The sequence below is a fragment of the Streptomyces sp. NPDC001532 genome (assembly GCF_040298625.1).
Lineage (GTDB): Bacteria > Actinomycetota > Actinomycetes > Streptomycetales > Streptomycetaceae > Streptomyces.
On the sequence record NZ_JBEPAL010000082.1, the window covers coordinates 1 to 15086 of the forward strand.

Genomic DNA, 15086 nt, shown 5'->3' on the forward strand with positions numbered 1-15086 from the left:
GCGGAGGAGGGCGGCATGGCGGAGCCATGGCAACCGACGACAACGCGGCGAGGCGCGGCACCAGACGCCGGGAGCCCGGCATGATCGGCGAGACGCCCCCTGGGGCGCGGCCGTCGCGTTCACTCCTGCGCGCGTTCCGCCGACAGGGCGCACAGCGCCGCGCGGTCCGCGGAGCCGGTCTTGGCCATCAGGCTCGCCATGTGCTTCTCCACCGTTCGCGGCGAGATGCTCAGCCGCCGGGCGATCTGCTGGTTGCCGGGCCGCTCGGCGAGCAGCACGAACACCTCGTACTCGCGCGGTGTGACGCCCGCGGCGCGCAGCTCGGCGGGGATGCGCTCCCGGCCGCCGCGGCGCTGCGGGACGCTGACGCCCGCCTTGCGCAGCAGCGCGCGGCAGGCACCGGCCACCGGCTGGACGCCCGCCTCGTGGAAGTACTCCTCGGCGGTCCGCAGCCACAGGACCGGCTCGCCCCAGGAGTCGTCCAGCGCCGCCTCCGCGATCAGCCGCAGGGCGAGATGCCAGGCCTGCGGGAACACCGCCGCCGCGCGGCCGGCCTGCGCGACCGCGCGCCGCGCGCCGTCCGCGTCGCCGGCCCGGCCGCGCAGCACGGCGTCGGCCATGCCGAGGAACATCCGGTTCCAGGCGAGCTGGCCGCCCGGCGAGGCCAGCGCCTCCTGGTATGCCTCCCGGCCGTGGTCCGCGGGGCCCTTGTCGAGGATCCGCAGCAGGGGGCGCAGGCCGTAGCGCCCGCTGAGGTAGAAGAAGCTCGGGTGGCGCCGCTCCCAGGCCAGTGCCGCGTCGAGTTCGGCCGCCGCCCGGACCCGGTCCTCCGCCATCAGCGCGCCCACGGCCTGGCACAGTCCGCGTTGCAGGGGCACCAGCATGGACTCCTCGCCGCCCGCCCGGCGGAACCGTGCCAGCGCCCGTTCCTGTTCACGGGCCCGGCCCTGGTGGGCGGCGAGCGTGGCGTCGACGAGGAGCAGGTAGCGGTGCGCGGACAGGTTCTGGAGGCGGGCGCTGGCCTCCACGGACCGCTCGACGATCTCGCGGGCCCGGTCCCATCGGCCGCCCAGCACGCTCTGCATGGCGAGGAGTCCGTCGACGGTCTGGAGCAGCGCCAGCGAACCCAGTTCGTGCGCGGCGGCGCGGGCGGTCTCCAGCTGGGTCGCCTCGCCGGTCCGCATGAACGCGTTGGTGCCGAGCCGCACCAGGGCCTCGGCCCGGCTCACCGCGAGCCGGTGCTTCTCGGCGACCGCCAGCATCCGCGCCAGACAGGCGTCGGCCTCGTCGAACCCGCGCTCCCGGGACAGCAGCGCCAGCAGCTGCCAGGCCTGGCAGGCGACGACGGGCCGGCCGCGTTCCTCCGCGGTGAGCGCGGCACGCCGGGCGGAACGTTCCGCCTCCTTCAGCCGTTGCCGGCCGTCGCCGTCGCCCTGCTCCGGTAAGAGCGCGAGATGCCCTTCCACCACCACGAGCGCCGCCTCCTGCTCCGGACGCGGCGCGACCCCGAGCAGGGCGCGGGCCGCCCGGATCCGGCGGCGCGCCTCCTCCCGCTGCTCCGCCATGGTCGCGACCCAGGCGACCTGGGTGTGCGCCTCGGCCCGGTCCTCCGCGGCGGGCGTCCCGGCGGGCGCCGGCGGCAGATCGTCGAGCAGCTCGGCCGCCGCGTCGAGCCGCCCGGACTCGGCCCGGGCGATCGCCAGTCGCACGGTGACCTCGTCCCGCTCCTCGTCGGCCGCGAGGCCCCGGGCGCGCTCCAGCAGCACGGCGGCCGAGCCCGACGCGCCGGCGTCCAGCATCTGCCGGCCCACCTGGGCGAACTGCCGGGACGCCGTCACCTTGTCCCCGGCCGCCAGCCGTAACGTCGCCACCAACTGGCGCTGCTCGCCGGAGAGTTCACCGTAGGCCGCCTCGATGGCCGCCGCCGCCCGGCGGGCCAGCGCGGCCTGTTCGGCGGGCGGCAGCGACGCCCTGAGCGCGTCCGCCGTCAGGACGTGGCGGAACGTGTAGTGGTCGTGGGCGGCGCCGTCCGGGGCGATGATGCCCGCCTCGGAGGCCGACCGGAGATGGGCGAACAGCGCCCGGTCGTCGAGCCCGGTCACCGCCCGCAGCGCGCCGACGGAGAACCGGCCGCCGAGCGTCGCCGCGAGGAGCAGCAGTTCACGCACCGGTTCGTCGAGCCGGTCCAGCCGGCGGGCCCAGCTGCGCACCGCGCCCGTCGGCACCGACGCCTCACCGTGATCGGCGAGCTGCCAGCCGCCGTCGGCGCTGCTCAGCCGTCCGGTGTCGAGCAGGTCGGCCAGCAGCACCTCCACCAGGTACGGGTTCCCGCCCGCCCGCCTTGTCAGATGCCGGTGCGCGGCCGGGGGCACCTCACCCGGTCCGGCGTTCAGACAGGCGTCGACCATGTCCCGTACGGCGGCCTCGCCGAGGGGCCCCAGCTCCCGCACGGAAGCGGTGTTGCGCAGTTCCGCGGCGAGCGCGAGGTCGAGCGCCGGACCGGGGTCGGGCCGCAGCGTGCCGACCAGCAGGACCGGCAGATCCGCCACGTTGTCGGCGACGTACTCCACGACCGCGATCGTCTCGGTGTCGGAGTCGTGCAGATCCTCCAGCAGGATCACGCAGCCCCGCTCGCGGCCGAGCACCGCCAGCAGCCGCAGCAGCGCCTCCGCCAGCTCGACCAGCGAGATCGCGTAGCCGGGCGCCACCGTGCCGGCCCGCCACTCCGGCACCAGCCCGGCCAACGCGGGCCGGTAGGGGTCGAGTTCCGGGTCGTTCGGGGCACCGGCCGCCCGGAACCGCGAGGACAGCGCCTCGACCAGGGGCCGGAAGGGCACGACGAGGCCGGTGGACGTGGCACGCCCACGCAGCACCGGCATGTCCCGGTCGTACGCGCGAAGAGCGCACTCGCCGGCCAGCCGGGATTTGCCGATCCCCGCCTCGCCGACGAGGAACACCGCCCGTCCCGCACCCCTGCGGACGCTCTCCAGGGCCTCGTCCAGCACCCCGAGCTCCGCGTCCCGCCCCACGATGACCGACGACATCGCTCGCATGGGCGCAGGCTACTTGATCCTTTTCGCGCACGGCAGAGGGCCGGGGTCTCCCCCGGCCCTCTGCCCGCCCTGTCAAGACGTCATCTCCCCCTCGCTCAGGACAGCGGGAGGGTGCCGGTGGTGTAGGGCATGTCCAGTGAGGCGGCGGCGTCGCATTCCGCCGTCCTGAGCAGCCGGCTGCGCAGCCCCAGCGCTCCGCTCGCTTGGAGCGTCACCTCGCCCAACGGGTGGTCCTGGGCCGCGGTCTCCGCGCCGGCGCGGCCGTCGACGTACCTCACCGAGTCACTGATCTGCATGGTCCTCGTTCGTCCTTCGTGTCCGCAGGAGTGGTGGTCGTACCTGACTTCACGGTGCTGTGGTGCGGTGTGGCTTGTTCGGTCCGGTCAATTCGGGTCCCGGGCCGGGCGTCCGCAGCAGGAGCAGCGACGGCACCCGCTCCGGGAAGCCCGCCCGCAGCAGTCCGTGCCCGATGCCCGCCAGTCCGGTGAGCAGGCCCGGGTGCGGGACTCCGTCCGGGGCGCCGCTGCGGGCGCCGGTCTCCTCGACGGAGGCCAGGAGCGCCCCGGCCCGGCGGATCCAGTGCGGGCGCGCCTCGGGTACGGCGCCGTGCCCCAGGAGTTCGCAGAGTCCGGCCTCGCCGTGGCACAGGCTGTCGTCGGGAGCCTGCCGGGCCCGGCCCAGTGCGTCGACGGTGCCGCGCGCCCAGGCGGCGAGGTGCGGATCGGCCAGGGCACCCGGCGCGTCCAGCACCGCGAGCGCGATCCCGGCGCTGCCCCGGCACCAGGCGGAGGCGCGCGCGTCGAGGTCGGGCCCGCCGTCCGCGGGCCGGACGGAGGCTCCCCCGTGGCCCCCGTCCGGTCCCCGGCGACGGCCCCGGCCGCCGCCGCGGCCACGGCCGGCTTCCGGGTCCCCGTACGTGCCCCGGCCGCCGCCCCCGTCCGGTCCTCGGCTGCCGTCCGGGCCCAGGAGTCCGTCCGGGTCGGCCTCGACGGCGACTCGGAGCGCGGCCAGGCCCGCGCTGCGGTACCGCGCACCGCCGTCGGCGGCCGCGCCCCAGGACCGGGCCGTGCCGCCTGCCCCGGTGGCGCCTTCGTACCGGACCGCGCCCGCGCCGCCCGGCCTGGCGGCGTTCCCGGGACCCGCGGCACCGGCGGGCCGTCCGGCGCGTCCGGGACCGGCGGCACTCGCCGAACCGTCGGCGCCCCATGACCCGGTCATGCCCCCTGGCCCGGTCATGCCTGCCGGCCCGTCGGCTCCCCACCGACCGGCGGTGCCCCGCGCCCCGGCCGTGCCGCCTGAACCCTGGGCACCCCACGGCCCGTCAGCGCCGAACGCCCCAGCCGCGCCCCGAGACCCGCTCGCACCCCACGACCCTTCAGCGCCCCAGGCCCCGTCGAGGCGCAGCGACCGGTTCACGTCCGCCGACCAGCCCGCGTCCGCCGACCCGTTGACGGCCCCCGAGCCCGAGGCGGCCCCCGACGCCACAGCGGCGGCTTGGGCCTCCGCCTGCGTCTCCGCCCTCTCCTCCGCCTCCGCGAACCGCAGCAGGGCCCACCCGATGCCCGCCGCCCCGTTCGTGAAGCCCCGCCCGACGGTGCCGGGATCCACCGCGAGCAACCGGTCCGCGCAGGCCCGCGCGTCCCGCAAGGTCTCCTGGCCGTCGCCCCGAGCACCGGCACCGGCAGCCCCGGCGCCTGTCGCGGCTCCGGCCCGGTGCGCGGCCAGCAGGGCGACGAGGCCGCCGGCGGCACCCGTGCCCACGCCGTGCTCCCGCTCGCGGCGCGCCGCCGCGCCGACCAGCCGCAGGGCGGCGGAGGCCCAGGTGGCGACCTCCCGGTCGTCGAGCAGCCGTGCCGTCTCGGCGAGGGCGTACGCGATGCCGCCGAGGCCGGAGAAGGCGCCCGAGCCGACCGTGCCGAGGTCCTCGGGCCGGGCGCACAGGGCGTCGAGCAGCGCGGGCACCGGCGCCAGGGCCGTACGGGCCGCCTCCGCGTAGTGTCCGGCGCCGGTGAGCGCCGCCAGCTGGGCCAGGAACAGCGCCGGTCCGGTGTAGCCGCCCGCCAGGTCGGCGGGCATCGGGCCGATCCGCCAGTAGCGGTCGTCCAGAAGCTCCAGGCCGATCCAGTTGCTGCGCGGTCCCGCGCGGTAGGCGAGGGAGACGAGCTGGTCGCCGACGGAACGGGCCGCCGACAGCAGCCGTTCGGGTTCCGGCGCGCGGTCCGCCGTAGGAGCGCGGCGTCCTTCGGCGGGCCGGTGGGCGGGCGTGCGCGAGGTCGTCGCCATGGCGGCCCGCACGATCCATTCCTGGTCCTGCCGGTCGTTGGTGTCCAGGGCGGCGAGCTTCGCGGCGACGCGGGCGATGCCGGGCAGGTCCGTGCGTCCGGCGGCCGGCCGCCCCGGCGCGCCCCACAGGCGGTCCTGGCCCGGGCGGGCGGTGAACAGCGGCACGTCGCCCGCCCACAGCTGGGCGATCTCCTCGTCGACCAGCTGGCGTTCGAGGGGGGGGCCGAACCGGTCGGTGCGCAGGCTCTCCAGGATGCGCTGCCGTTCGTCCGCGTGTTTGAGCAGGTCGGGATGGGTCGACTCGTCGAGCAGCAGCGTGTAGACCCAGGTGGGGCGCATCACCACCCGCACCTCGTCGTCGGTGAACGCGGTCAGCGGCCCGGTGCTGTGGAGCAGTTCCTGCCGGGCCGCGCGGATGGCCGTGTACCCGGCGCGGAAGCCGGCGCAGAGGGCGTCGATGTGGGCCCCGGGCTCGACGGGCTCGCCGCCCGCCAGCCGCGGCCGGTTGGCGGACTCGCCGAACCGTCCGGCCCTGCGCACCAGGCGCATCCGGTCGGTGCCGGCGTCGGCCCAGTCCGCCCGGAGGACGGGTGACACGGCCTCGTGGCCGCCGCCGACGGCGGACACGTCCAGCGCGCTGTGGTCGCCCACCAGCAGCTGGGGCAGCAGCCCGACCCGGTACACCGAGTCGTGGAGGGCGCGGGCGGCCGGGTCCTCGGTGGCGGTGGCGCCGGGCAGCGGCGGGTGGAACAGGGTCTCCACGTCGACCAGCACCGGATGGGCGCCGACGGCGATCAGGTTCTCGTGGTGCAGGTCGGTGCCGTCGAGCAGGTGCAGCAGCGCCAGCAGGGCGCCCTGGCGGTGGTAGAACGTCCCGACCTCCTCGGCGGACGCGCAGGGCCGTGCGGCGACGAACTCGACCCAGCCGTAGTCGCCGCGGTCGAGCAGCCGCAGAGTGCGCAGGGGCACGGCGCCTGGCAGTTCGTTGAACCAGGCGACGAGGTCGTTGAAGTGGCGGTGCACGGCGAGCGGCCGGGGCTTGTAGGCCAGCCGGGTCCCGTCGGCGAAGCGCAGCAGCATCACGCTCCGTCCGCCCCGGTGCCCGTCGCCGGCGCCGCTCTCCACGCCCACGAGCGGCCCCGGGTCCGCGCCGGACCCGCCGAGGAGTCCGGCGGTCAGCCGGGCGTGGTCGTCCGCCAGCCGCTCCAGTGCCTCGGCCAGCGCGTCCGCCGCGTCGAGCGCCGCCTGGCCGAGGATCCGCGCCAGCACCGGCCGTCCGGCCAGCAGCGCGCTCAGTCCGCGGCGGGATGCGGTACGCCCCAGGAAGTCCCGGAACCTCGCCCGGGTGTCGGTGCCGTCGAGCCGCCCGGCGGTGCGCGCCTCGTACAGCTCCAGCACCAGCGTCCGCGCCGCCGCCCGCGCCAGCCTGCCGCCGAGCTGCCGCTCCAGGTCGGCCCGTACGGCGGTCATGTCGACGAGCCCGCGCGCCCGCTCCGACACCCGGCGCTCCAGCCGCTCCCCCGCGTGGACCGTGAACGGCCGCAGCACCCACTCGAACCCGCTCAGCCCCGGATACTCCCGCTCGGGCGCCACGACTTCCGCCGGCGCGGCGGCCGTCACCTCCTCGGCGATCCGGGCCCAGTCGGGACGCGCTTCGTCGCGGTGGTCGGGGCGCGCATCGTCGCCGTGGTCGGGGCGCGCTGCGTCACGGCGGTCAGCGCACGCTGCGTCGCGGCGGTCGGGGCGCGCGTCGTCGCCGCCTCCGCGGACCAGGCCGGCCTCCCACCACCGCTCGACCGCGGACAGCGAGGCCTCCGCCCGCCCCAGTCCGGCCTCCGCCGCCATCGTCCCTCCTCCACCGCCCGGTCCACCGCTCCCCGCCAGGTCCGATCCTGGTACGGCGGGGGCCTTCGCGGCATGGGGAATGAGCCCCCATGTTCTTCCGCCCGCCGGGCACCCGCCGCCCGCGACCCTCACGGCGAGGTCCGCGACGGCCTTCGGGCCCCTGTCGTGCCCGAGGTGGCGGACGACCGGGTGGCGGTCCTCCTCGCCCGTGCGCCGCCCCGCTGAACAGGCACGACGGCCTGGGGCGGCGGGTGCCGCGTCCGCTCGTACGGCCGCGACGACAACGCGCCCGCTGTCCGCACGGCCGATACTGGAGTGAGCCATTGCAAGAAGGTGCGGCACCGCGGGAGCACCCGGGGCGCCGCGCCACCGGCCCGCGACCGGCGCGAGATGGGTGGGCGATGCACAACACGTCTTCGACGTCGCTCAACGAGAGTCCGGACGACCCGTTCTCGGTCCACCGATCCGCGTCCGCCGTGCTGGACGGCCGCGGCCGGGTCGTCGCGTGGAGCGACCAGGCCGCCGCGCTCCTCGGTCACCGGGCCGACGAGGTGCTGGGCCGGCCCGTGCGCGAGGTCCTGATCGACGACGCGGACGCGGCACTGATCGCGGAGGCGACCGCCGCGTGTCTGCGGGAGCACGGCTGGTTCGGGCTGCTGCCGGTGCTCGACCGCGCGGGCCGGCGGGTCTTCGTGGGCTTCCGGGCCCGTAAGGTGCAGCGGCTGGACTCGACCGTCGAATGGCTCCTCGTCGGCTCGCGCGCCGAGGACATCGCCCAGTGGGAGATCGACCGGGCCGTGCTGGACGGCTTCTTCAGGCGCTCCCCGGTGGGCATGGCCGTGCTCGGCCCGGATCTGCGCATGCTGCGGGTGAACCGGGCGATCGCGCGGTTCGGCGGACTGCCGACCGAGGCGTTCCGCGGGCGCCGCACTTCGGACTTCGTCTACGGGCCCGACGCGGAACTGGTCGAGGAGCGGCTGCGGCGGGTGCTGGAGACGGGCGAGCCGATGTTCTTCGCCGAGCAGCCCTGCCGCTTGCTGCACGACCCGCGGACGGAACTGATGGTGTCGGTGTCCGCCTTCCGGATGCAGGACCCCGCCGGCCGGGTGCTGGGCGTCACGGAGATCATCGAGGACGTCACCGAGCGGCATCGGGCCCGGCTGCGGCTGGCGCTGCTCAACGAGGCCGGGGTCCGGATCGGGAGCACCCTGGACGTGGCCAGGACGGCGCGCGAGCTGGCGGACGCGGCGGTGCCCGCGCTCGCCGACGCCGTCTCGGTGGACCTGCTGGAACCCGTGCCCCGGGGCGAGGAGCCGGCCCCCGACGCCGTGGGGCCGGTGCGCCGGATGGCGGTGCGCAGCATCCGGCCCGAGTCGCTGCGGGTGATGTATCCCGTCGGCGGGCTGTTCTCCTTCCCGGAGGGCACCCAGCCGGCCCGCTGCCTGGCGGAGCGGCGTCCGATCATGCAGCCGGTGCTGCGGGGACACGGCGCGTGGTTCTCCGCCGACGCGGCCCGCGCCGAGGGTGCGGTCGCGCTGGGCGTCCACTCGCTGCTGGTGGTGCCGCTGGTCGCGCGCGGTGTCATCCTCGGCCTGGTCTGTCTGTGGCGCTCGCAGCGGCCGGAGCCGTTCGAGGAGGACGATCTCACCCTGGCGGAGGAGATCGCGGCGCGGGCGGCGGTCTGCATCGACAACGCCCGCCGCTACACCCAGCAGCACAATGCCGCCGAGGCCCTTCAGCGCAGCCTGCTGCCGGCCGAGGTGCCCGAGCACCCGGCGGTCGAGGCGGCGCACCGCTATCTGCCCGCGCACGCCTCCACCGGTGTCGGCGGCGACTGGTTCGACGTCATCCCGCTGTCCGGGCTGCGGGTCGCGCTGGTCGTCGGTGACGTCGTCGGGCACGGCATGCACGCCTCGGCGACCATGGGCCGGCTGCGCGCGGCCGTGCACACCCTGGCCCATCTCGATCTGGCGCCGGACGAGGTCCTCGCGCGGCTGGACGATCTGGTGGACCAGTTGGCCACCGAACAGCGGGCGGCCGACCGGAGCAGCCCCCGGCTGGTGGGCGCGTCCTGTCTGTACGCGATCTACGATCCGGTCTCCCGGCACTGCGCCATGGCACGCGCGGGTCATCCGCCGCCGACCGTGCTGGGCCCGGACGGCCGGGTGCGCCCGGTCGACCTGCCCGCCGGACCACCGCTGGGCCTGGGCGGGCTGCCGTTCGAGACGGCCGAGTTCGAACTGGAGGAGGGCAGTCTGATCGCCCTGTACAGCGACGGGCTCCTCCTGGCCGACCACCGTGACGTCGACCGGGGGCTGTCGCTGCTGCGTTCGGTACTGGCCGGTCCGGTGCAGTCGCTGGAGCAGACGTGCAAGGCGGTGGAGGACGCGATGCTGCCCGAGCGGCCCGCCGACGACGTCACCCTGCTCCTGGCGCGGACCCGGGTGCTGGCGGCGGAGAACGTGGCGACCTGGAAGCTGCCGGCCGAGCCCACCGCGGCCGGACTCGCCCGGTCGATGGTGCGGGATCGGCTGACCGTGTGGGGGCTGGAGGAGCTGGTCTTCACCACCGAGCTGATCGTGAGCGAACTGGTCACGAACGCCTACCGGTACGCCGGCGGTCCTGTGCAGCTGCGGCTGATCCGGGACGGCCAGCTCATCTGCGAGGTGTCGGACACCAGCAGCACCTCTCCCCATCTGCGCCAGGCGCTGGGCACCGACGAGGGCGGGCGGGGACTGTTCCTGGTGGCGCAGCTGTCCCAGCGGTGGGGCACGCGCTACGGCCACAACCGCAAGACCATCTGGGCCGAGCAGACGCTGCCGACGCCTGCGGGTGAGCCGGGCGTCTGACGCACCGGCGGGCTGCCTCCTCGCCCGCCTGAGCCCTCGGCCGCCGTCTCTCCGAGGGCTGACTCCTCGGCCGCCTGACTCCTGGGCCGCCGTCTCTCCGAGGGCTGCCTCCTCGGCCGCCTGACTCCTGTGCCGCCGTCTCTTCGGGTGGTCGCCTCCTCGGCCGCCCGACTCCTGGGCCGCCGTCTCTCCGAGGGCTGACTCCTCGGCCGCCTGACTCTTCCGGTGGCGGTCCGGCCGCTTCGGATGGGTGTCCGGCCGCGCCGATCACCAGGCGGCGCGTCCCTCTGCGGGCAGGACCTGTTCCGCCCAGATGACCTTGCCCTCGCGGCTGTGGCGCGTCCCCCAGCGGTCGGCGAGCTGGGCGACCAGCAGCAGACCGCGGCCTCCCTCGTCGTAGGTGCGGGCGTGGCGCAGGTGCGGGGCGGTGCTGCTGGCGTCGAAGACCTCGCAGGTCAGCGTGGACTGGAGGATCAGCCGCAGCTGGACGGGGCTCTTGCCGTAGCGGACCGCGTTCGTGACCAGTTCGCTGACCATCAGCTCGGTGGTGAAGGCCAGCTCCTCCAGCCCCCAGGCGGTGAGCGTGTCGTCGGTGAAGCCGCGGGCCCCGGAGACGGCCGCGGGGTCGGAGGGGAGGTCCAGGGTGGCCACGTGGCCGGGGTCGAGTGCCCGGGTGCGGGCCACCAGCAGGGCGACGTCGTCGGCCGGTCCGTCGGGCAGCAGCGCGGCGAGCACCCGGTCGCAGATCTCGTCCGGGGACTCGGGAGCCCCGGCGAGCACGTCGCCGAGCAGCGTGCGCGCGGCGTCCACGTCACGGGTGCGGCTCTGGATGAGCCCGTTGGTGAACAGGGCCAGCAGACTGCCCTCGGGCAGTTCGAACTGGGCGGTCTCGAAGGGGAGTCCGCCCAGGCCCAGTGGCGGGCCGATCGGGGCGTCCGGGAAGTCGACCGTCCTCGGGCCCTGGTCACGGCCCGGTGCGGCCGGGGGCAGCGCCACGGCAGGCAGCACATGTCCGGCGCTGGCCATCGAGCACTGGCGGGACACCGGGTCGTAGACGGCGTAGAGGCAGGTGGCACTGGTCTCGCCGTCGACGTCGCCGTCGCCGTCGTCCTGCGCGGCTTCGCGCTGGAGGCGGATGACCACGTCGTCGAGGTGGGTGAGGAGTTCGTCGGGCATCAGATCGATGTCGGCGAAGGCGCGGACGGCCGTGCGCAGCCCGCCCATGGTGGCGGCGGCGTGCAGGCCACGGCCGACGACATCGCCGACGACCAGCGCGACGCGGGCTCCGGAGAGCGGGATCACGTCGTACCAGTCGCCGCCGACGCCGGTGCGGTATCCGCTGGGCAGATAGCGGAAGGCGGTCTCGACGGCGGGCTGCGCGACCGTGCGGTGCGGCAGCAGGCTGCGCTGGAGGGTGAGCGCGGTGGAGCGCTCATGGGTGTAGCGGCGGGCGTTGTCGATGGACACCGCCGCTCTGGCGGCGATCTCCTGGGCCAGGAGCAGGTCCTCCTGGTCGAACGGGGCCGCCGTGCGATGGCGGAAGAACCGGGCGAGGCCCAGGGTGTCGCCGCGGGCCCGCAGCGGCAGCAGCAGGGCCGAGTGGATGCCGGGGATGTCCGGGTGGTCCGTGCGGTCGGGCGCGTCGGAGGGGGTGACGTGGTGCAGGAACGACTGTCCCGTGGCCAGGGCGCGCGCCGCGTCGGAGTCGGGCGGGTAGGTGTGCGTCCGGCCGGTGGTGACGGCGGGGTCCGGGCCGCCGTCCGGCGCCGACCGCTGGGCGACCCGGCGCAGTGTCGTCGGAGGGGCGCCGTTCTCTTGGAGGACGAACTCGAAGAGGTCGACGGTGACCAGGTCGGCGAAGTCGTCGGTGCCGACCTCCGCGAGTTCCCGGGCGGTGAGCGTGGTGTCGAGCGTGGTGCCGATCCGTCTGCTCGCCTCGTTGGTCACCAGCAGCCGCCGTCGCAGCCGGTGGTCGCGTTCCTCCTGGTAGGCGGCGACGACCTCCTCCGAGCCCTGGTCGACGTACTCGAAGCCGGTCGCGATGAGCCGGACGCCGGCGGCGTTGATCAGCTGCCAGTCGTCGGTGAGACGGCAGGTCTCGGACTGGATCAGCTGGAGCAGGCAGACATGGCCGAGGCGGTAGGCGCGCAGCAGTTTGCTGATCGGCACGCCCGCCCTGGCGAACCTGCGGGCGATCCCGGTGGCGACCTCGGGTGTGCTGACCCGGGTCTCGTCGAGGCCGTGCTCCAGGAGTCTCAGGAAGGCGGTGACATGGGCGGCCGTCTCCTTCAGCGCGAGCGGGGTGAGGTCGTCGTCCCGCCACAGCTCGGGAAGCTCGTCACGCAGGCGTTCCAGCACCATGCCGGCCCATTCGTCCGCCCGTGGCGTGACCACTCGGGCCAGGTCGCGCAAGAAAGCGTCGACGTCGGTCGCCATACCGGCAACGTACCGAAGGTTCGAAGGGCGTGCCCGTTCGCGCGCCGCGGGTGCCGCCGTTCTACGACGGCAGACCCGAGGCCCCTTCGACGACGCGCTTCAGGGCGGGCAGCAGCGCGTCGAGCTCCTGTCCGGTGCGGAAGGCGACCACGGTGGTACCGGCGCTCTCGTCCCGCGCGGAGCGCGGCGGGAACAGGGCGACCACCTCGCGCATCGCGTCGTCGATCTCCGCCACCGGGTCCGCGGACTCGCCGCGCAGCCAGCGGCGTAGCACATGGTTGTGCGCCGCGACCACGGCGGCGGCCATCAGCTCGGCCCGCAGCGAGGCCGCCTCCGTCGGGTCGCCCATCCAGTCGGCGATGAACTCGCGGAACAGCCGCTGGTAGCGCGCCACGCTGGCGATCTCGCGGTCGCGCAGGGCGGCCACCTTGCTGGTGAGGGCGTACCGCCGGCGGGCGAGGTCGCCTTCCTCGATGTAGTGCAGCAGCACCAGCCGGACCGCGTCGGAGACGGCGACCAGGGCCGTGCTGTGGCTGGAGGTCGCCAGCCGGTCCCGGATCAGGTCGAGCAGCCGGTCGTGGTCGGGGAAGATGACCGCTTCCTTGGACCGGTAGTGCCGGAAGAACGTCGTACGCCCCACACCGGCCCGCTCGGCGATGTCGTCGATGGTCGTCTGCTCGTAGCCGCGCTCGTCGAACAGGGCGAAGGCGGCGTCGGCGAGCCGGATCCGTGCGGGTGACTTGCTCATGACCGCCCATCCTCCCCTGTCGTTCTGCCGGGGCACCACTTGCCCCGAGGGTACGGTACTCAGTACCGTCGTATCGATATCGAGTACCACAGGGAGGTCCGTGTGGATTCCACCGCGCAGAGCGAGTCCGGTCTGCCGATCCGGCCGGTCTACGACGCGTCGGCGCTCGCCGGTTTCGACGCGGACGCCCGGCTGGGCACTCCGGGGCGGTTCCCGTTCACCCGGGGCGTCTATCCGTCGATGTACACGGGCCGCCCATGGACGATGCGGCAGTACGCCGGCTTCGGCACCGCGAAGGAGTCCAACGAGCGCTACCACGAGCTGGTCGCCGCCGGGACCGGCGGCCTGAGCGTGGCCTTCGACCTGCCGACCCAGATGGGCTACGACTCCGACGAGGCCATCGCCCGCGGCGAGGTCGGCAAGGTCGGCGTCGCGATCGACTCGATCGAGGACATGCGCACGCTCTTCCAGGGCCTGCCGCTCGGCAAGGTGTCGACGTCGATGACGATCAACGCCCCGGCCTCCACCCTGCTCCTGCTGTACCAGCTCGTCGCGGCCGAACAGGGCGTGTCCGGCGACCAGTTGACCGGCACCATCCAGAACGACGTGCTCAAGGAGTACATCGCCCGCGGCACCTACATCTTCCCGCCCCAGCAGTCCCTGCGGCTGATCAGCGACATCTTCGCCTACTGCCACCGGGAACTGCCGCGCTGGAACACCATCTCCATCTCCGGCTACCACATGGCCGAGGCCGGTGCGACGCCCGTGCAGGAGATCGCCTTCACGCTAGCCAACGCCAAGGAGTACGTGCGCGCCGCGATCGCCGCCGGTCTGGACGTCGACGACTTCGCGCCGCGTCTGTCGTTCTTCTTCGTCGCGCGGACCACGCTGCTGGAGGAGATCGCGAAGTTCCGCGCCGCCCGCCGTGTCTGGGCGCGGATCATGCGCGACGAGTTCGGCGCGCGCAACCCCAAGTCGCAGATGCTGCGCTTCCACACCCAGACCGCCGGTGTGCAGCTCACCGCCCAGCAGCCCGAGGTCAACCTGGTCCGGGTCGCCCTCCAGGGCCTGGGCGCGGTCCTCGGCGGCACCCAGTCGCTGCACACCAACTCCTACGACGAGGCCATCGCCCTGCCCACGCAGAAGGCCGCGCGACTGGCCCTGCGCACCCAGCAGGTCATCGCCTACGAGACCGATGTGACCAAGACGGTGGACCCCTTCGCCGGGTCCTACCTGATGGAGTCGATGACGGACGACATCGAGGCGGCCGTCCTGGAGCTGATCCAGGCCGTGGAGGACCGCGGCGGCGCCGTCGCCGCGATCGAGCAGGGCTTCCAGAAGTCCGAGATCGAGAAGTCCGCGTACCGCATCGCCCTGGAGATCGACCACCAGGAGCGGACCGTGGTCGGCGTCAACAAGTACGTCCTCGACGAGGAGGAGCCCTACGAACCGCTGCGCGTCGACCCGCAGATCGAGATCGACCAGTGCGAACGCCTGGCGGTGCTGCGCGAGGAGCGCGACAAGGACGCCGTCGAGCGGGCCCTGGACGACCTGCGGGCCGCCGCCGGGGGCACGGAGAACGTCCTGCCGCCGATGCGGGAGGCGCTGCGGCAGCGCGCCACCGTCGGCGAGGTGTCCCACGCCCTGCGCGACGTCTGGGGCGTGCACGTCCCCCACGACACCTTCTGACCAGCGACGACCGGTGGAACCAGTGGAGCAAGTGGATCATGTGGAGCAAGTGGAGCAAGTGGAGCGATCAGTGACCGACATCGACATGCACACGACCGCGGGCAAGCTCGCGGATCTCCAGCGCCGCATCGAGGAGGCGACGCACGCCGGCTCGGCCCGCGCGGTGGAGAAGCAGCACGCCAA

General features: G+C 74.7%; 7 protein-coding genes. 2 read left to right on the plus strand and 5 right to left on the minus strand.

The window, feature by feature from the left end; all coding sequences use genetic code 11:
- Positions 1–119: 119 nt before the first annotated feature.
- The 3 genes from ABT232_RS37995 to ABT232_RS38005 form a co-directional block, all read right to left on the minus strand.
- Positions 120–3053 (minus strand): helix-turn-helix transcriptional regulator, encoded by a 2934-nt coding sequence (locus ABT232_RS37995; protein ID WP_351849293.1) that lies wholly within the window; start codon positions 3051–3053, stop codon positions 120–122.
- 95 nt (positions 3054–3148) lie between these two features.
- Positions 3149–3349, minus strand: coding sequence for a hypothetical protein (locus ABT232_RS38000; RefSeq protein WP_351849296.1), 201 nt, complete (start codon positions 3347–3349; stop codon positions 3149–3151).
- A 49-nt stretch (positions 3350–3398) separates the two neighbouring features.
- Complete coding sequence (locus ABT232_RS38005; RefSeq protein ID WP_351849299.1) at positions 3399–7181, minus strand: type 2 lanthipeptide synthetase LanM; 3783 nt, start codon at positions 7179–7181, stop codon at positions 3399–3401.
- Positions 7182–7582: 401 nt separating this feature from the next.
- On the opposite strand from ABT232_RS38005, the gene ABT232_RS38010 reads away from it, so the two are divergent.
- A complete protein-coding gene (locus tag ABT232_RS38010; RefSeq protein ID WP_351849302.1) occupies positions 7583–10030 on the plus strand; it encodes a SpoIIE family protein phosphatase in 2448 nt (815 codons plus the stop codon).
- A gap of 267 nt (positions 10031–10297) precedes the next feature.
- Here ABT232_RS38010 and ABT232_RS38015 read toward each other — a convergent pair whose 3' ends face one another.
- On the minus strand, positions 10298–12466 hold the full coding sequence (locus tag ABT232_RS38015) for an ATP-binding SpoIIE family protein phosphatase (protein WP_351849304.1): 2169 nt from the start codon (positions 12464–12466) through the stop codon (positions 10298–10300).
- Between the two features lie 61 nt (positions 12467–12527).
- Positions 12528–13214: a TetR/AcrR family transcriptional regulator gene (locus ABT232_RS38020; RefSeq protein ID WP_351849306.1), complete on the minus strand. Its 687-nt coding sequence runs from the start codon at positions 13212–13214 to the stop codon at positions 12528–12530.
- Between the two features lie 102 nt (positions 13215–13316).
- On the opposite strand from ABT232_RS38020, the gene ABT232_RS38025 reads away from it, so the two are divergent.
- Positions 13317–14903, plus strand: coding sequence for an acyl-CoA mutase large subunit family protein (locus ABT232_RS38025; protein WP_351849309.1), 1587 nt, complete (start codon positions 13317–13319; stop codon positions 14901–14903).
- Positions 14904–15086 lie beyond the last annotated feature (183 nt).